Genomic DNA, 16,403 nt, shown 5'->3' with positions numbered 1-16,403 from the left:
GGAGGATACCCATGTCCGCACCGACCTCCCCAGCGGATCTATACCGCCACAGCCTTCAACTGCTGCTCAACAAGGACATTGCCGCGTGGGTCGCCCTGTGGGCCGAGGACGGCCTCATGGAGTTCCCCTTCGCCCCCGACAGCTGGCCCCGGCGCCTGGAGGGCAAAGAGGCCATCGCCGCCTACATGCGCCACTACCCCGACCACATCGACCTGCACGACTTCCCCGACCTGCGAATCCACCAGACCACCGATCCACAGACCATCGTGGTCGAAATGCGCGGCATCGGTCGCCTGGTGGACAGCAACGCTCCCTTCGACATGACCTACATCGCCGTTGTGACCGTTCGAGACGGGCACCTCACCTCCTACCGCGACTACTGGAACCCCCTCGCCGTCCAGGAACCCGGCACCGACTTCACCAGGAGCAGCCGATGACCACCACCGGCACCACCCTGGTCATCGGCGCCACCGGCACCACCGGAAGCCGCACCACCACACAGCTGACGGCCGCGGGTCACCGCGTCAAAGCCGCCAGCCGCCGAGCCACCCCGGTCGCCGGCGCCGAGCCACTCCCCTTCGACTGGTACGACCCCGCCACCCACGCGGCCGCCCTCGACGGCGTCGACCGCGTCTACCTCATACCGCCCCTGGGCGACCCCGACCCCGCGACGACCATGCTGCCGTTCCTCCAACAGGCCCGCACCGCCGGCGTGCACCGCGCGGTGCTGCTGAGCTCCTCGGCCATCCCCGAGGGCGGCCCGGCGGTGGGAACGGTGCACCAGGCCCTGCCCGATCTCTTCGAACAGTGGGCGGTACTGCGGCCCTCGTGGTTCATGCAGAACTTCACCGGCACGCACGCGCACGCTCGCAGCATCCGCGACGAGGGCATCATCTGGACCGCCACTGCGAGCGGTCGAGTCGGCTTCGTCGACGCCGAGGACATCGCAGCCGTCGCCGTGCGCGCTCTCACCGACGAACAAGCCCCCAACACCGATCTCATCCTCACCGGACCCGAGGCACTCAGCCACGACGACATCGCCACGATCATCACCGAGGTCACCGGTCGGCCCGTCGTCCACCGCCGCCTGTCCTACGAGCAGATGCGCGACCGCCTCACGACGCAGGTGCCGGTGGAGTTCGCCGCAATGCTGGCCGGCATGGACCGTGCCATCGCCGAAGGGGCGGAGGACCGCACCACCGACACCGTCCAGCGCCTCACCAGTCGGCCCCCACGCACCTTCCGAGCCCTCCTCGAGAGGGAGATGCGATCCAGCGGATGATGTTCCAGGGCGATCAGCCGTTCGGTTTGAGACCCTGCATAATCTCGGCCTGGCCGTCTGAGGAGGCTCGGACGCCGGTGAAGTCGTCGCAACCGCCTCCCAGATCACCTCCGGCGACTGCGATGGCTGGACCACGCCTACCAGCGCGGTGTCGCCTGCTTCCGTGATGCCCTGCGCACCTCACGGGTGTCCCTCCCGTGCAGACGTATTGCACGGCTACTTCTACCCGGCGGCAGGCGCCCCCCGAGGGCTTGTACCTACTGGCCCCGGACTTAAGAAACCGCTGGGCCGATCGTCGTCGGCCAGCATGGAGGGTCGTCGGGGTGAAGGCCGGTTAACTCCGCGACGGAGTCGACGGGGAGCCCGCGGGCTCGAAGGTAAGCCACGGCTCTGGGTAACAAGTGGCTGCGTTCAACGTGAGCGGGTTCGGGCTGGTTGGAGGGGGGCGTCTCGTCGCCGAGTCCCTGCAGGGTGGTTCTGTGGGACCACTCCGGTAGTAGTTCCAGGTCATGCAGGCGGTGGAGGGCGGCGGATGTCGGAACGCCCCAGGCGCTGGCTGCTGCGGTCAGGCGTTCGGGAGTGGCTGTGCGGAGCATCGAGGCGACGACGGCAGTGCGGGGCATGAGGAACGCGGAGGCGAACTGGACGGCCGCTGGGCGCGAGTCTCGGTGGCCTGGCCGATTGTGGCCAAGGACGAGTTGGCCGAGTTCCTGTGCGAGGTGCTGCCGTGCCTGTTCGCCGTCCAGATGGGGTGGGAGGAAGACGAATGTTGTCCCAGTCTGGCGTGTGGAGAACGCTCCGACGTCGCCGCAGTCGGGCGGGAGAGCGAAGACGCGGATGCCGTGTGATTCGAGGAGCGGTGTCAGCGGGCCGCTGGAGGCGTCGCCCATCTGCCAGTGGGCCCGTAGGCACTCGGCGGCGTTCTCGGGGTCGTGCTGTGGCCAGGAGGGCAGGTTGGGGCATGGCAGCCACAGGTGCGTTTCTATCCATGAGACCAAGGCGGCGGTGAGCTCGGCGACAGCGACGGCGCTGTGCCGTTTGCGCGCGGTCAGTCTGGTCGGGCTTCGCAGGCTCATCGTTTCAGGCAGGATCTGGCGGGGCGGCGGTGCCAAGAGGAATTCTGGGGTGACGTCCAGAGCGCCAGCCAGCCGGTCCAGTGACTGGGGTGACGGGTACTTCAGGCGGTTCTCGAAGTGAGTGATGCTGTGCGTTGTCAGCTTGGCGGCGCGGGCGAGCGCAGCCAGCGTCATCCGACGGCGGTGCCGTGCGAGGATGAGGCGCTTTCCGGTGAACGCGGGGATCACCGTCATGGGCAAGCGGCCATCGGATTGGGGAGCGTGCGCCGGCGGTGCTCCTGTGCGATCCAGCGCACCAGCGGGTCCTGCTGATCGTCGTAGTCGTACTGGTACCCGGGCAGGACGCGCATTCGGACCTCGTCGATGAAGCGCCGCATGTCTGCTGGGTGGCCTGTGAACGGCAGGTCTCGCAGGCCGGGTGCGGCCAGCAGGCCGCCCAGGGCAACGGTTTCGGGGTAGGTGCTGGCGATGATCATCGAATCGTTGTCGTAGGCCCGCCAGTCGGGTCCGCAGAGGGCGGACATCCGTGCGTGCCGGGTTTGCACGAGAGCGTCGTACTCGAACCAGCCGTTCATCACGGTGGTGGCCGCGCGCATGGCGAGGACGACCGGACCCCAGCCATGCTGACGGCTCAGTCGATGGTGTCGGCGCTGGGCCTGGAGAACTTCCGGGACCGGGCGGAGAGCGAATTGCTTGGCACGGTCAGCTGTCCACTGTCCGTGCCGCAGGCAGAGCCGTGTGCTGACCGGAGCCCAGTGCCAGCATCTGGGGAGTACTTCTGTGATGCCCTTTCTCATCAGGCAGCGGCTGCATGCGGGGTGGAGCTTCCAGCCGCTTCGGACCAGCCGCAGGCTGGCGATGGGCTCGCTGTCGTCGGGCCCGGGTGGCCGCAGATCAGGAAGCGCGCGAAGGAGTCGGTCGCGAGGCTGGCCGGACAGATCGCAGATTGCGTCCAGCAGGGGCAGGGGCCCTGGCTGAAGGCGAGCGGGGTCGTCGAGGTGTTCGTGCAGGAGTGTGAACGGGAGCCGGTTCGCCCTGGCGAGCCGCTTCACGTAGGAATCCCATGATTCGCGGTGCAGCGGGGCGACGGTGCGGGGCAGGGGCTGAAGTCGGCGAGAGAGAGAAGTAGTCACGCCGCGTCCTCGATGGTGCCCTCAGTTTCTCGCGGCGGGCGGGGGCTGTCGGACTGAGTGCTGTGATCGACCGTGATGGTGTGGAGTAGGCGGCGGGTGATCTGTTCGCTGCCGTCGGCGATCGCGCTGATCGCGGCGGCGCGGATCAGGTGGGACAGGCTGCTGATGCTGCCGCCGGTGCGGGCGTGGAGATACTTCGCCTGCCGGGCCAGGGTGCCGGAGTCGTGGCGGTGCAGCCGGAGTGCATGTTCCATCGTGGCGATCACCGAGCGCCATTCACTGCCGTAGGGGAAGTTCGCGGTGTGCCGCATGACACAGCGGGCGGCGATCTGCTTGCCGCGGACCCCGGTGAACAGCCCCTCCCGCTCGACATTGATGCCGGCATAGACGAAGGTCGCCGGGATGTGCTCGGCGAAGTACTTGAGATGGTCGGACATGTCCTTGCCGTTGGATGTGCCCATCTGGATGTTGTGGATCTCGTCGACCAGGACCAGGTAACAACGGGCTTCGGTGAGGATCTCGCAGACCGCGTCGGCGGTGTCCATCTCGTTGTGACGGGACTTGAGGGGAAGCCCGAGGAAGTGCGCGAAGCGGGTGGCAAGCTTCCTCGGGGAGCCGTTGGGCGGGGCAGAGACGTAGACGACCGGGATGCGGTCATGGTCGGGATAGCGCCGCCGTACTCGCAGTTCGTGGGCCCGGCCGAGCTGTTTGATGGCTGTGGACTTCCCCGTTGCCCAGGGGCCGGAGACGATCAGACCGCGGCGGGCGCTGATCTCGTGCCGGTTGACCAGTGTCAGCAGACGTCCCTGATGAAGGATCTCCCGGATGGTCGGGGTCTCCACGATGATCAGCTCGGAGTGGTAGTCGACGCGGGACTCGTCGTACTCGTCCCGATCCGGCTCAGACAGCGCCCGCCAGTCCGCCTCAGTCAACAGCTCGAACTCGGGTGGGTCCTCGTTCACGAAACACCGCCAGTTCGGCAGGGTCGTCGTCGGCATGCGTCGCTTGTCCGGCATGCCGAACTGCTCGGGCACTACCACCATTTCTTTGCCTCCTTGCGGGCATCGAAGACACGCAGCGGAACGACATCGGCGACTTCCTCGTCGTCGGCTCCCTCGTCCGGCTCCTCGTCGGGAGCCGGTGCCGGCGGCGGGGCCGGTCGAGGCCAGGACGGATCAGCAGCAGCGCGGGTGCGGGCGGCTGCCCGCTCGGATCGACGATTCCGGGACTTCTTGCGGACCGGCGGCGCTTCCTCTGCCTCGACTGGGCCGGCACCCGCCCGTTCCAGCAGGTCGCCCACCGCCTCGGAGATCGCCTCCTCGGTCACCGTGGTGCCCTGCTGTTCGCGCAGATCCCTGGCGGAGTGATCCCAGGCCATCTCCCCGAACGGGACAGGCTGGGACGACAACAGCCGCCAGGGGACGGTGATCCAGGTGTCCTCGCGGTGATCGTGCAGCCAGACCACACGGACGTCATAGGGGTCGTGACGTACTTCCCACCGGTCCTTGTGATCGGCGGGCCCGGACTTCTCCCGCCGCAGCCCGTCGATCTCGTCGCAGTCGTAGATCCGGTGCTTGATCTTGATTCCGTAGGAATTGACCGCCTGCCAGCGTGTTGGCAGGAGCTTCAGATAGTCCTCGGCCGAAAGCGCCAGCGGCAGGTAGCCGGCCGTCTCCACGAGGGCGGCGTACTTCTCGTTCGGCGAGAACGTCCGCCCTGGCACGAGCGGGTCCCGCAGGCCGTCGTGCGGCCGGTTCTGCCAGATCCTTTTGCCGACCGCAGGAGCTCGTGAACCGGCTCTGAACTGCGGCGATTCATAGACTACATGTCCGCGACGGTGACTCAACGTTCTTTGCCGTTTTCGCCTTGGCGGATGTCGCTAGATGTTGCGGGCCAGGATGTTGATGACGGTGTCGGCAAGCAGGCATTCCGCTCTCAAAGTCGGCGCGTGGTTCGTCACATCCGCGACCATGTCCGTCCTTGTCTCAGCCTGTCGGGTCCCAGAGTCCTCCGGCCTCGCCGCGGGTGAGGTGCTCGGCGTAGACGCCGACCTTCCAGGCAATGACGGAACGGCACTCCTCCAGTGCTTGAATCTGTGCCTCGACGCGTTGCTGATGGGCATCGAGGAGCTGCAGGCGTTCTGCCTCGTTGCCCGGTCCGTGGCGTACCAGCTCGGCGAAGTGCTTGAGGTCGGCGAGCGGCATGCCGGATTCACGTAGTTTGACGCAGATCAGCAGCCAGTCGACATCGACAGTGGCGTATCGCCGGCGGCCGCCCGTGGTGCGCTGGACCGGTCCGACGAGCAGGCCCTCGCGTTCGTAGAAGCGCAGTGCATGCACGCTGAGTCCGGTCCGCTCGGCCACCTGGCCGATGCTCAGTGGCCCCGTAGGGGTCGCGGTAGTCTCCATGCCGCCCAGTCTAGGACTTGATCTAGACCTTGCTCTAGCTCGTAGCGTCGTCGGCATGACCACCACCGATCAGCAGCCACTCGGCTCGCCCTTCTCTGCCATCAGCACCACCGAGGACGTCATGGTCGGCCTCGACCTTTCCGGCACGACCGCCGTCGTGACCGGGGGCTACTCCGGGCTCGGCCTGGAAACCACCCGGGGCCTGGCGGCCTCCGGGGCCCAGGTCATCGTTCCGGCACGCCGGCCCGGCATGGCCCGCGCCGCACTTGAGGATGTGGATGGCTGCGAAGTTATCCCCATGGATCTGGCAGACCTCGACAGCGTGCGTGCCGCCGCCGCACGGATCAGCGACTCCACCAACAGGCTCGACCTTCTGATGGCCGTCGCCGGCGTCATGGCCACCCCCGAGCGACGCGTCGGACCCGGCTGGGAAGGCCAGCTCGCCGTCAACCACTTCGGACACTTCACACTCGCCTGCGAGCTCTACCCGCTCCTAGCCGCTGCCGACGGTGCGCGCGTCGTCATCAACAGCTCTGCCGGGCACACCCTGACCGACATCCGCTGGTACGACCCGCACTTCCGCACCGGCTACGACAAGTGGCTGGCCTACGGCCAGGCCAAGACCGCCAACGCCCTTTTCGCCGTGCAGCTCGACGCCCTCGGGCGCGACGACGGAGTCCGGGCGTTCTCCCTCCATCCGGGAAAGATCATTACCGGCCTCCAGCGGGAGATGACGCTCCAGGAGCAGATCGAACGCGGATGGGTGGACGAGCACGGCAACGTGATTGGCGCCGGCTTCAAGACGCCCTCCCAGGGCACCGCCACCGGTCTCTGGGCAGCCACGTCTCCGCTCCTGGACGGTCGCGGCGGGCTCTACCTCGAGGACTGCGACGTCGCGCGCATCTCTGCTCCCGCCGAGCCCATGGACGACGGCGGCGTCCGCGAGTACGCCATTGACCCCGACACGGCCGCACGGCTATGGGAACTGTCCGTCGCGGCGACCGGCGCGACCCCGATCCCTCGATGAACCCGCGTGCTGCCTACGCCGACCCACGTGCCATCGCGGCACTCCAAGCAGTACGAGAAGCCCCCGACCTCATCGCGGCCGACCTGGACCACCTCACCCGGCGATCTGTCGTGGCCGCAGGCGGAGAGATCTCAGGAGCCGAGCCCGACTGCCTATGGCGGCTGGGCTCCCGAGACCGAGTCGTGCCGTCAGGCGCGATGTGTCGGAACCGTCGACGTTACTGCTGAACTCCCTGTGAGGTGTCGGTGATCTGGGCTTCGAGGTCGGCCATGCGGCGGTCCTGGAAGCGGAGGTTGGAGCGGGCGGCCTTGAGGCGCTCGTCGAGGGTGCGGTTGTCGGCCGTGAGCTGACGGACTCGTTGTTTGAGGGTGGTGTTCTCGGGGTGATCCGTTGGATGGCTCCCTCGGTCCATTCGGCTTCCAAGTCCCGGACTTGACCGAGGAGTTCACCGATGCGAGTCCGGTGAGCGAGGATCTCGCTGAGGGCGGTCTTGAGGGCCTCTTCGGCGTTCAGGGCGCGTTCGCGCCAGGTCGCCTCACGTTCCTCGTCCTGGTCAGCGAGCACCTGGGTCCGGCGCTCTCCGGCCTCGGCCATCGCGGAGGCGATGACGGCTCTGGCCTCGGGATTGTCGTAGATGAAGGTGCGGGAGACGTCCGCGTGACGGGCGACGGCGGCGACACTGACCTGGGCCTTCTCACGCCGGAGTCGGGTGATGGCCTCGCGGACCCTCTTCAGGGCGGTCTCGGTCTTGTGGCGGCGGGCGGCCAGGGCAGCTGCGGTTCGGGGTTCGGGGACAGTGTTCATGCGACGTCCTGTTCGGGGTCGGTGTCCTCGGCTGTGCACGTATCGCTGTACTCGCCCTCCCCCTCGGTGCCCGCCTCGACGAGGTCCGTGGCGCGGAAGGCGGTGGACCACACGCGGTGAAAGTAGTCCTGGGGTTTGCGCAGGTCCAGGGCAAGGGCGTCGTCGAGAAGGCCGAGGCCGGCCAGGGCCTTCTCCAGGCCGTCGATGGCGCGGGCAGTGGGCTCGAAGTAACGATGGAGGTAGTCATCGGGGGCACCCTCAGCCAGCAGTCGCCACTGCTCACGCTTCCGCCGCCGATACAGCAGGTCGGCGCCGGACAGGACGAACTTGTCGCAGGAGTGGCAGTTGAGGCTCCAGGGGCAGTCGCCGCCGTCGACGACGGGCTGGAAGGTGCAGAAGCCGCCCTCGGCGGGAGTGCTGCGGCGGCCAAGGTCGATCGCGAGGGCCATGGCGTGTTCTCGGGTGAGCGGGGTGAGGTCCTCAGTGAGGATTTCGCCGGGGTTGGCGGCGCCGGGGCCCGCCACCCAGACGTGCTGGAGCACGCTCTCCAGGTCGGACTGGGCGAGGTGGACGTAATGCTCAGCCATGCGCTCGGAGACCTGACCGAGGTAGCGGCGGGTCAGGCTCGCTCCGGCTCGCAGCAGGCTGGTGGCTAGCGAGTGCCGGGCTTGGTGGGGCACCCACCGGCCGATGTCGAGATCGTTGATCCACGCTTTGAAGCCCCGGTGGAACCACTGGTAGGACAGCGGACGACGGCTGTCGCTGTTGCGCTGATTGCTGGGAAACAGCGGCAGATGGACGCGCTCTTCCAGGGTCGGCGGCCGATTGTGGCGCGTGGCGAACAACGCCAGGGTCTTGCGCTGTCGGGCTTCCAACCGCTGGTGGAGCTGTTCGGGGATGCGGATCGCGGCGTCGTAGTTGCCGACCTTCGTCTGGTCGTGCCAGAGCATGGGGAGCCCGCCGTAGCGGCCCAGGCAATCCAGACGCGGTTTGATCACCTCACTGCAGCGCCGTCCGGTGACGACGATGGTCTCCCAGGCATCGCGGAGTCCGCGGTCGCCCGGGTCGTGGCAGGAGGCGAGCACTTTCAGGTTCGTCTCCGCGGCCAGGGCTCGGGCGACTGCGTCGGAGAAGGGGGTTCGTGTCCGGGTGACGATCCTTCCCGGAGAGGGCATGGCGGTGACGAAACCCCGGTCGAGGCAAGCCGTTCGGCTTCGCCGGATTCCAGGGCTTCCAGGAGGATTCGCCGGGTGCGGGTGAAGACCATCTGGCGGGTGTAGGCGGTCACGATGGACGGTTTGCCGTGCAGGCCTTTCACTCCCAGGGACGGCAGCCCGTCCAGTTCGCGAAGTCGTTGGTCGGCGGCGAAGTCGTGGACGTGGTGCGGCCGAAGCAGCATTGGGTCGTGACCGCCGCCGGGGGCGTGGATCTCCAGGAAGGCGCTGAGTTCGGTGCAGGCTCGCCGGGTGCCGTCGAAGGTGTGGCCTGAGCGCGGGCAGCTCGGGGATCGCAGTATCGCGGCGAAATGATCCCAGGCCAGGTCGCGGAGCCATCGCTGAGATATCGGGGTCAGGTCGATGCGTGGCGACCGGTTGTTCAGCCTGCGGCCGAAGTGCTCGGTGTTCAGGTAGCCCTGCTCGCGGGTCCGCTCCGGCGTCACGTAAAGCGGGGTGAGCAGGTCGATGAGGATCCTGGCGAGGTAGGAGGCGTCCCGGCCGGCTGTGGCCAGCCGACTACCTTCCTCGTCTGGGTCCAGGCTGTCGGAAGTCAGGTCGGTGAGTGAAATCCGTGGTCGCGGCAGTAGTCCGCGAGGCTCTGGATCTGGGTGAGTTCCCAGCGCCTGCCCGATCCACGGGCGTGGACGAACAGTCCCCACTGGATCTCGGCTCTCAGGAGCGGGTGCAGGCCGCGGAGGTTGATCTGACCCGGTCGGGATATTGGTGCTGTCCTTGAGCACCACCGCCGGAAGTCGGATTCGTTGTCGTAGGCGACCGGGACTGGCGAACCAACTCGCTCGTAGCGGTTGCCCCACTGCGTTGGCAGCACGGCTCCGCCCGGCCGTCCCTCTCTGCGATAGCGCCGGTGGTGCCGATAGCAGAGCCCCAGGGGCGATTCCGCCCGGCCAGGGCAGACCACGGCTTTGCAGCGGCCGTATCCGGGCCGGGGCAGCTGTTTGGCCAGCCAGGTGTCGAAGTCGGCGGCGTCTCCGTGTCGGTCGCGGTAGTGATACCAGCTGAACTGATGGTGGTGACACAACTCCAAGGTCAACTGGCGTGACGGCCGCTCGGGGCAGAGCCGGCACCGTCGCTCGCGCAGTTCCTCGCCGTGCCCGACCAGGTCGGCGGTGCGTAGGAAGTCCGCCCGGGACTGCTCAGCGCGCAGCCGCCGCCATGCAACCTCGTGGGCGCCGCAGAGATCTCCCCGGCCCGCCCTCGGCCGCTCGCAATCGGTGACCAGGCAGATCCATCGGTAGACAGGGTGGTCCGGTGGGATCTCGACGATCTCCGAGCGGAACACTGGATCGAAGGACGGTGAGTTGATCAGCGCGGTCATGATCTCGAATCGGTCCCGTCCCTCCCGGGCGTCCCGCACCGAGGTCAGAGCTGTCTCGGTCACCGCGTCTCACCCCAGACCGCGCGCAGAGCGGAGTCGAAGGCGGGGTCGTGGATGTCGACGTGTCCGTAGACCTCGTCGACGGTGGCGGCCGAAGCCCAGCCGCCGGCATCCCGGGCGATCAGCAGGTTGCCGTCGGCGGCGTCGAGGACCGCGGAAGTGAACGAATGCCGGAAGGCATGGGGTTTCACCAGCCCGAGCCCGGCGCGTTTCCCGGCCCGGCCGATCATCCGCCTGGCCCCGACCGGCGCCCACGGCTGTCCGGCGCAGGCCCCGTGCAACTGGACCAGGAGCATGCCGTGACCGGCTTCGCGCGGGTACTCGCTGGTGAGGTACTCGAAGTAGGAGTGCACCATCGCCGGACTGACCCTCTTGATCAGCCCGCCGGTCACCGTGCCGTGCTCGACCCGCCAGGAGTGCTTGGTCTTGGCCTCGGCCCGGTTCGGATTGCCGGGCCGGTGGCAGACGTGCAAGTGAGGGGCGCGGCACTCGCCGCAGGCCGCATTCTCGCGCAGGTGCAGGTCGACCAGGTGCAGCCCGCAGAGCTCGCCGATCCTCAGGCCCCCGTCGGCCAGCCAGGTCACCGCCATCCGGTCCCGTGCCGAGTTCACCGCCGTCAGCAACTTTTCCCTCGCGCCGTCAGGCAGCATCTTCAGGTGCCGGCGGTGCGGTCTCTTCGGCGTGAGCGGGTTCGCCGGCATCGCGGACTTCACATGCCCGAGGAGCGAGCGGTGCCGGTCCACCCGCGAGGGCAGCCGCGTGCCGTCGAGCTCCTCACCGAGGTCCACGTTGACGCCGAGGGAGGCTTGGCGCAGGTAGAAGCCCTTCAGGCAGGACGCCGCGGTCGACAGCGCGGACCGGCCGTACGGGCGCTTGCCCACCCGCCACGGCTCCCCGAGCGGTATACGGACCTCGGCGCCGACGATGCCCATATACCTTTCCAGGTCGTGCAGTTGGACTGTGTCGAAGGCCAGGCACTCGCGCTCAAGCCATCGCAGGTGGTCCACCAGTTAGTACGCGTAGGTCTTCTGTGTGCCCGAGCCGTCATAGACGCGCAGGAACCGGTCCGCCTCGACGTGGAGTGTGCCCTCCGGCCAGACGATGGTCCATGACCTCCATCCGCTCTTCCGCTCGATCCGCTGGACTCTCAAGTCCCCGACCACAAGGTGCCGTACCACTCGTCCTCCGTACCGACTCCAGAACATGACGAACGTCCTGAACCCGGTCGGTAAACAAGCCCATGACGTCCACGCCACAGCCTCGAACGGGCATCACGAACAGCACAAACTACGGTCGGTAAACCTGGCAGTGATCCACTCCTCCAGCAGTTCCTGCAACTGCGGCAGCGACCACAGCGGCTCGTCCTCGACGCGGTGCCCGCGGTGTTCGGCCGACCGGCCGGTGTGACCCGAGACGAACTGAGCGAACATCGTGGACACCGACCCCAGCGTCCGCTCGATGTGTGGTTTGTGCGTCGGCGTCCTGGGCGGCGCATGGATCACCTCGGTGTCGAACGCGTCGCAGGCCATGTGGAAGTTCTTCGACAAGAACGCTTTGCCGCCGTCCACCACGATCGCCTCGGGAATGATCAGAGGGACGGCCGCCGCATGCCGCAGCCGCTCGTCCAGCGCGAGCAACCGCCGGTAGGGCAGCACCGACCGCTCCAGACGCAGAGCATCCGTCCACCCCGGGCGCATCGGCGCCGGTGTCACCGAGCGGGCCAGCAGCAAGGCTGCGTCGACCGACTTCGTCGTCGGCCGCAGCACCGCCGCAGTGACCGTGCGCGTGGCGACATCGACCAGCCCGGTCAGCTCGACCCTGCCCACCACCCCCCGGTCCAAGCGCACCAACGCGTCGAACGGGGTGGAGTCGATCTCCATCAACTCGCCCGGGCGGCAGACCGTCGCCCGGTCGAAGACGCCTTCGGGCTGATTCGCCAGGGACCGGCGCGTCCGCGCCGAACCGGTGGTGTGACGGCCGCGTTCGAGCCGCTGAAACAGCCGGTAGAACGCCGACCGTTTCTGCACCGCCTCCGTTCCGTACTTGTCCTTGACCGTCTTGCTGACGCGCTCGAAGTAGTAGCTGACCATCCGGGTCGAGCCGTCCGTGGCCTGGCTCATCAGCTGCTGCAACTCGTCGACGACTTCCGGCCGGAGCTTTCCGTGCACCGCTCGGCGCGGCGCGTGCCGCCCGTCCACCATGCCCGCGATGCCCTGCTCCTGATGGCGCCGCCGTCGCCAACGCACCGTGTGTGCACTTACCGGCCGCCCCAACTCGACCGCAAGCTCGGTGGCCTTGGACGCCTCCCGCTCGGCCAGAGTCCGCATTGCCGGGTCGTACTCAGGCCGCGGCAAGGCCCCTCGCGGGGCGTCCGGAGGCAGCCCCGTGCGCAACTCGACCATGTGCCGGTGCCACCACAACGCTTCCTCGACCTGGCCCGCCGGGACGTGGTCGAGTAGTCCCGCGGGCATCACCCTGCGGCTGCCAGAACCGAGCACCTCGAAACCGGGCGACATCATCAGCGTCGGCAGATGCATCGTGCTCGTCCCGCCCGCCTCGTCCGCCAGGCGTACCAACATCCCCGACAGCCCGGCGACCGTCTGCACTTGGCCGTCAAAGCGGACCCGGTCGCCGGGCCGGACAACCAACGGATTGCGCATCACCACAGCCCGCCCTCCTTCTGCGGCCGACGGACCGTGCAGTCGGGCCCCAGCACCTGCGACTTCACGTCCGTGGCCAACATCCCTCGCCAGAGCAGGTGGTAGAGCACCGGCAGCACCGCGATCCGGTCCCCGGCCGCCTCCGCCCCGGACAACAACGGCCTCGGCTCGGCGAACAATCCAGCAGCCGCCCGGCCGTCTCCTGCCGCCAGCAGCGAGGATGGCCGTAGCCCCGCAGCCAGCGCAGGTTCGCCAGCAGAACCGGGCTGATCACACCCACCCGCCTAAACGACCAGCCAGCCAGTTCGCAGACACGCTCGGTCGCTGCGAACGCCTCCGCGTCGTCCGGCTCGATCCGGTCCTGCGGACGGACATCGACCACCACCCCAGTGCCGTCGACACGACGGGCGAAGAAGTCCGGGACATGCCCAAGCCGCCCCCGGCGCGTGGGCCAGAACAGCCGGAACGGCTGCGACACCAGCCCCGTCACCTGCGGATCGAAGTCCATCAGCATCGCGTGATCACGCTCCAGCCGGGAGTCGCACGCAAACGACTTCCGCATCGTCGTCGACCAGTAATCCCGGGTCACCGACCGCTGCCCGGCGTACGTACGCACCTTCCGCACCGGCGGCAGCGACTCGAACCTCGCCGTCCACACCGCCGGCAGGGGCTCACGACGGCGTACGCGGTCCTCATCGACGTACTCGACCTCGAAAACACCGTGCCCGACGTCGGCGAACGCTTCGACAGCCACCCGACCCCCTCACCAGAGCGAACGCACAAGCGCTGCCCACGAGAGAGCCACACCCCTCAAGATCAGCAACGGATCGGCAGGTAAACCGCCCCTGAGAGCGAAAACGAAGCGGGACAAATGACAGCGAGCGGCAAGAAGGACTGGGACACCAAGCCCTGGTGTACAAGCGAACGACAACATGCCCCGGGACGAACTGCGAACTGAACAAGCTCAGGTGGGACAGCGGCAACATAGGGAGGGACGGGACAAAGGTGCACATCAGCAGGTCAGCAGTGTGCGTGACGCTCGTTTCACAATGTCCAGGAATTTACGAGTAACTCGGAGAAGTTCGCTGATACTGCAGTGAACTCTGCTCCTGTGTCAGATTCCGAAGATCACACCCCCACTCTCGTGCCGCCGCCACATGCCGCGGAGGAGGGCTCAGGTCCGATCGAGACCGGTTTGGCGGATGTCGTCACCCTCCAGCGCCGCCGCCAGGCACGGATGTCCGCCCAGGACGAGGAGGGTTTCTTCGTCGACGCGCTCACCGAGTACCAGTGGGCACGGGACTCAGCCGGACTGGCTCCGTCGACGATCGACCAGCTGATCAAGCCGGTCATCGAGGTCTGCGACTTCTACGGCACCGTGCCGTGGCACCTGACCCCGTGCGAGATCGACAAGTACTTCGCCGGCCCGGGGAAGCGCGCCCACAACACGCACCGGCAGCAGCTCAATCACATCGACGCGTTCTTCGCCTTCCTCGAACAGCGCTACACCCACGAGATCACGATGCGGTTCGGGGCGATGGTGGAATCACCGGTCGACCCGTTCAACAGACCCGCCCATCGCGGGGACTTCGGGCTGCGGATTCCGCCCTCGCAAACGGCGACGAAGGAGTTCTTCGGCCGCTGGCGGAAGCAACTGCCTCACGCCCGGAAGTACGCCGCAGCCTGCCGCGACTACGTCATGACGAAGATCGCATACGTCTCCGGTGTACGGGCTGCCGAGCTGTGCCCGGTGACGATCGGCGACATTCACTGGGAGCACGGCCAGTGGGGCCGGTTCGTCGTCCAGGGCAAGGTCCCTGGGCAGGAGGGGCTGTTCGAGCTCCGGCGAGACTGGAGCCCGGTGGTCGAGCTGTCGCGGCTGGATCTGCCGACCCTCACGGACTCGGCCGAGCGGCTGCTGGCTGACCTCGACAGCGTGATGCAGCGGGAGATGTGGTCCAAGTTCGCCGCCACCAAGACCCGGCGCACCTTGGCCGTCTTGGTGTCCTGGCTCGGGGCAGATGCCCCGCTGTTGGAGTCCGACATTCGGACACTTGCCGATAACCGTTCTCAAAAGTTCAGCGGGCGTCGGGTCACGCAGTTCCTGGAGAACCGGGGACTGCTCGTCCCGGATGCCGAGTTTCGCCAGGACTCGCAGCAGAAGCGCTTGGAAGCCGAGCTCTCCGCACTGCCCGCAACGATCGCACAGGAGCTCTCGGTCTGGATCAAGGCCGTGCGCGGAGAGGGCAAGTGGGAGCACACCGGCCGCACCTACCGGAACATCGCCCGCTACTGGCATGTCCTCGACCCGATCCTCAAGGGATGGCTTGCGAACGGCATCGAGAGCCTGCGCGAGATCACCCAGGACGACATCAAGCGGGCCATCGCCACCCGCAAGGGGACGCCAGCCCGTTCGATCCACATCGTCCTGCGGAACGTCTTCCGGGCCCTTCGATAAGAGGGCGTATTCTTCCGCGATCCCCCTGCGGCCTCGTCTTCGCAGGAATCAACACGGTCCCGCCTTCCGTGCCCTCGGACCGGCTGGCCGGCGTCCTCAGCCACGCGCAGAACGACTTTCAGCGCTTCGTGATGGTGCTGGTCTGCGTCCGCGCGCTCAGCGGCACCGACATGCGCCACCTACTGCTCGCCGACCTCGACCTGTCCCGTGAGCGCCTCATCGTCCGGCGCCCCGGCAAACGGCACATCATCTACCTGGACGAACTCACCTACCGCTGCGCCTCCGCGTGGCTCCGTGAACGTCACCGCCGCTGGCCGGTGACCACCAACCCGCATCTGCTGATCAACCGATGGACCGCGGTAGACACCACTCACTCGCCCATCGGCACCACATTCACCGCCATCTTCGGGCCTACCGGACTTACAATGCCGACGCTGCGGCAGGACCGGATCCGCGATGAGGCGTTCGAGGTCGACGACCCGCTCCACCTGATGCGCCTGTTCGGCATCTCGCCTCAAACCGCAATGCGGTACATCACCGCAGCCCACCCTGAACGCACCGCGAAGCTCCCACGGTGAGGCCAGCACACAGCGCAGGGGGCAGGTCACCTCTTCGGATTCGAGCCCCTCGGCCGCCGACTGCGCTTGGGTGATCGGAGTCCGCTTCGTCTTCGCCCTGCACGCCACGCACGCGTGGACCGAGTCCCGGCCGTCATCGACAACCCGCCCGCGACTGATCACTGCTCAGGGGCGGCCGTCTTCCGAGCCGTGGTCCGCGGCAATCGCTGTCGGCTGCACCTGAAGGGTGGTCCCCACCGCGAGGAACACCGCGCAGGCCTTGGTGATCTCCCATGCCTGCGCCAGCACCTCCGGGTCGAGCCGCTCGCCGAACGTCACCGTCGCGGACCGCTCAGTTGCTGCTCGAACTCGAATTGGAAGAGGC

Annotated in this window: 18 protein-coding genes and 2 pseudogenes; 6 read left to right on the top strand and 14 right to left on the bottom strand. The window is 67.5% G+C overall.

The features are described from left to right. Positions 1 to 11: 11 nt before the first annotated feature. Both ACIRP2_RS37860 and ACIRP2_RS37855 read left to right on the top strand, forming a co-directional pair. Complete coding sequence (locus ACIRP2_RS37860; RefSeq protein WP_404258314.1) at positions 12 to 437, top strand: nuclear transport factor 2 family protein; 426 nt, start codon at positions 12 to 14, stop codon at positions 435 to 437. Then, the gene (locus ACIRP2_RS37855; protein WP_404258313.1) at positions 434 to 1,282 is read left to right on the top strand and encodes an NmrA family NAD(P)-binding protein; all 849 of its coding nucleotides are present in this window, start codon (positions 434 to 436) and stop codon (positions 1,280 to 1,282) included. The genes ACIRP2_RS37860 and ACIRP2_RS37855 overlap by 4 nt, the downstream gene beginning before the upstream one ends. 272 nt (positions 1,283 to 1,554) lie before the next feature. Here the strand turns inward: ACIRP2_RS37855 and ACIRP2_RS37850 are convergent, their stop codons facing one another. The 5 genes from ACIRP2_RS37850 to ACIRP2_RS37830 form a co-directional block, all read right to left on the bottom strand. Then, entirely contained in the window at positions 1,555 to 2,592 is a 1,038-nt protein-coding gene (locus ACIRP2_RS37850; RefSeq protein ID WP_404258312.1) for an ImmA/IrrE family metallo-endopeptidase, read from the bottom strand. Then, entirely contained in the window at positions 2,589 to 2,954 is a 366-nt protein-coding gene (locus ACIRP2_RS37845; RefSeq protein WP_404258311.1) for a hypothetical protein, read from the bottom strand. Before ACIRP2_RS37845 ends, ACIRP2_RS37850 begins: the two co-directional genes overlap by 4 nt. A gap of 533 nt (positions 2,955 to 3,487) precedes the next feature. Then, complete coding sequence (locus tag ACIRP2_RS37840) at positions 3,488 to 4,534, bottom strand: TniB family NTP-binding protein (protein WP_404258310.1); 1,047 nt, start codon at positions 4,532 to 4,534, stop codon at positions 3,488 to 3,490. Continuing rightward, positions 4,525 to 5,214, bottom strand: a complete 690-nt coding sequence (locus ACIRP2_RS37835) for a hypothetical protein (RefSeq protein WP_404258309.1) — start codon at positions 5,212 to 5,214, stop codon at positions 4,525 to 4,527. The genes ACIRP2_RS37840 and ACIRP2_RS37835 overlap by 10 nt, the downstream gene beginning before the upstream one ends. Before the next feature lie 262 nt (positions 5,215 to 5,476). Continuing rightward, complete coding sequence (locus ACIRP2_RS37830; protein ID WP_404258308.1) at positions 5,477 to 5,899, bottom strand: MerR family transcriptional regulator; 423 nt, start codon at positions 5,897 to 5,899, stop codon at positions 5,477 to 5,479. A 55-nt stretch (positions 5,900 to 5,954) separates the two neighbouring features. Here ACIRP2_RS37830 and ACIRP2_RS37825 point away from each other — a divergent pair, with 55 nt between their 5' ends. Continuing rightward, positions 5,955 to 6,926, top strand: coding sequence for an SDR family NAD(P)-dependent oxidoreductase (locus ACIRP2_RS37825; RefSeq protein WP_404258307.1), 972 nt, complete (start codon positions 5,955 to 5,957; stop codon positions 6,924 to 6,926). 217 nt (positions 6,927 to 7,143) lie between these two features. Here the strand turns inward: ACIRP2_RS37825 and ACIRP2_RS37820 are convergent, their stop codons facing one another. From ACIRP2_RS37820 to ACIRP2_RS37810, 3 genes and pseudogenes are all read right to left on the bottom strand, one after another. Further along, positions 7,144 to 7,338: a hypothetical protein gene (locus tag ACIRP2_RS37820; protein ID WP_404258355.1), complete on the bottom strand. Its 195-nt coding sequence runs from the start codon at positions 7,336 to 7,338 to the stop codon at positions 7,144 to 7,146. A gap of 128 nt (positions 7,339 to 7,466) precedes the next feature. Further along, a pseudogene (locus ACIRP2_RS37815) lies at positions 7,467 to 7,730 on the bottom strand (DUF6262 family protein); the annotation flags it as partial. Beyond that, positions 7,727 to 8,905, bottom strand: coding sequence for a tyrosine-type recombinase/integrase (locus ACIRP2_RS37810; protein WP_404258306.1), 1,179 nt, complete (start codon positions 8,903 to 8,905; stop codon positions 7,727 to 7,729). The gene ACIRP2_RS37810 and the pseudogene ACIRP2_RS37815, both read right to left, overlap by 4 nt. Positions 8,906 to 9,033: 128 nt before the next feature. On the opposite strand from ACIRP2_RS37810, the gene ACIRP2_RS37805 reads away from it, so the two are divergent. Next, entirely contained in the window at positions 9,034 to 9,219 is a 186-nt protein-coding gene (locus ACIRP2_RS37805) for a hypothetical protein (protein ID WP_404258305.1), read from the top strand. A gap of 278 nt (positions 9,220 to 9,497) precedes the next feature. Here ACIRP2_RS37805 and ACIRP2_RS37800 read toward each other — a convergent pair whose 3' ends face one another. The 5 genes from ACIRP2_RS37800 to ACIRP2_RS37780 form a co-directional block, all read right to left on the bottom strand. Beyond that, a complete protein-coding gene (locus ACIRP2_RS37800) occupies positions 9,498 to 10,346 on the bottom strand; it encodes a hypothetical protein (protein ID WP_404258304.1) in 849 nt (282 codons plus the stop codon). Then, positions 10,343 to 11,350 (bottom strand): tyrosine-type recombinase/integrase, encoded by a 1,008-nt coding sequence (locus ACIRP2_RS37795; RefSeq protein ID WP_404258303.1) that lies wholly within the window; start codon positions 11,348 to 11,350, stop codon positions 10,343 to 10,345. The genes ACIRP2_RS37800 and ACIRP2_RS37795 overlap by 4 nt, the downstream gene beginning before the upstream one ends. Before the next feature lie 3 nt (positions 11,351 to 11,353). Continuing rightward, a complete protein-coding gene (locus tag ACIRP2_RS37790; RefSeq protein ID WP_404258302.1) occupies positions 11,354 to 11,494 on the bottom strand; it encodes a hypothetical protein in 141 nt (46 codons plus the stop codon). 120 nt (positions 11,495 to 11,614) lie between these two features. Then, positions 11,615 to 13,003 (bottom strand): hypothetical protein, encoded by a 1,389-nt coding sequence (locus tag ACIRP2_RS37785; RefSeq protein WP_404258301.1) that lies wholly within the window; start codon positions 13,001 to 13,003, stop codon positions 11,615 to 11,617. Between the two features lie 64 nt (positions 13,004 to 13,067). Then, positions 13,068 to 13,757: a TnsA-like heteromeric transposase endonuclease subunit gene (locus tag ACIRP2_RS37780; RefSeq protein ID WP_404258300.1), complete on the bottom strand. Its 690-nt coding sequence runs from the start codon at positions 13,755 to 13,757 to the stop codon at positions 13,068 to 13,070. A 483-nt stretch (positions 13,758 to 14,240) separates the two neighbouring features. Here ACIRP2_RS37780 and ACIRP2_RS37775 point away from each other — a divergent pair, with 483 nt between their 5' ends. Next, positions 14,241 to 15,461 carry a hypothetical protein gene (locus ACIRP2_RS37775; protein ID WP_404258352.1) on the top strand — a complete coding sequence of 407 codons (1,221 nt, stop codon included), beginning with the start codon at positions 14,241 to 14,243 and terminating at the stop codon, positions 15,459 to 15,461. Positions 15,462 to 15,529: 68 nt separating this feature from the next. Next, positions 15,530 to 16,039, top strand: coding sequence for a hypothetical protein (locus tag ACIRP2_RS37770; RefSeq protein ID WP_404258299.1), 510 nt, complete (start codon positions 15,530 to 15,532; stop codon positions 16,037 to 16,039). A gap of 183 nt (positions 16,040 to 16,222) precedes the next feature. Here ACIRP2_RS37770 and ACIRP2_RS37765 read toward each other — a convergent pair. Continuing rightward, positions 16,223 to 16,369 (bottom strand): annotated as a pseudogene (locus ACIRP2_RS37765) (NAD-dependent deacetylase); the annotation flags it as partial. Positions 16,370 to 16,403 lie beyond the last annotated feature (34 nt).

The sequence above is a fragment of the Streptomyces sp. NPDC101194 genome, assembly GCF_044767885.1.
GTDB lineage: Bacteria > Actinomycetota > Actinomycetes > Streptomycetales > Streptomycetaceae > Streptomyces.
This window is presented reverse-complemented; position numbering and strand designations above follow the sequence as displayed.

Coding starts and splice junctions, on each gene's coding strand:
- ACIRP2_RS37840 (WP_404258310.1), bottom strand. CDS start 4,534: ATGGTGGTAGTGCCCGAGCAGTTCGGCATGCCGGACAAGCGACGCATG.
- ACIRP2_RS37855 (WP_404258313.1), top strand. CDS start 434: ATGACCACCACCGGCACCACCCTGGTCATCGGCGCCACCGGCACCACC.
- ACIRP2_RS37860 (WP_404258314.1), top strand. CDS start 12: ATGTCCGCACCGACCTCCCCAGCGGATCTATACCGCCACAGCCTTCAA.
- ACIRP2_RS37810 (WP_404258306.1), bottom strand. CDS start 8,905: ATGCCCTCTCCGGGAAGGATCGTCACCCGGACACGAACCCCCTTCTCC.
- ACIRP2_RS37830 (WP_404258308.1), bottom strand. CDS start 5,899: ATGGAGACTACCGCGACCCCTACGGGGCCACTGAGCATCGGCCAGGTG.
- ACIRP2_RS37825 (WP_404258307.1), top strand. CDS start 5,955: ATGACCACCACCGATCAGCAGCCACTCGGCTCGCCCTTCTCTGCCATC.
- ACIRP2_RS37775 (WP_404258352.1), top strand. CDS start 14,241: ATGTCCGCCCAGGACGAGGAGGGTTTCTTCGTCGACGCGCTCACCGAG.
- ACIRP2_RS37845 (WP_404258311.1), bottom strand. CDS start 2,954: ATGCGCGCGGCCACCACCGTGATGAACGGCTGGTTCGAGTACGACGCT.
- ACIRP2_RS37820 (WP_404258355.1), bottom strand. CDS start 7,338: ATGGACCGAGGGAGCCATCCAACGGATCACCCCGAGAACACCACCCTC.
- ACIRP2_RS37850 (WP_404258312.1), bottom strand. CDS start 2,592: ATGACGGTGATCCCCGCGTTCACCGGAAAGCGCCTCATCCTCGCACGG.
- ACIRP2_RS37785 (WP_404258301.1), bottom strand. CDS start 13,003: ATGCGCAATCCGTTGGTTGTCCGGCCCGGCGACCGGGTCCGCTTTGAC.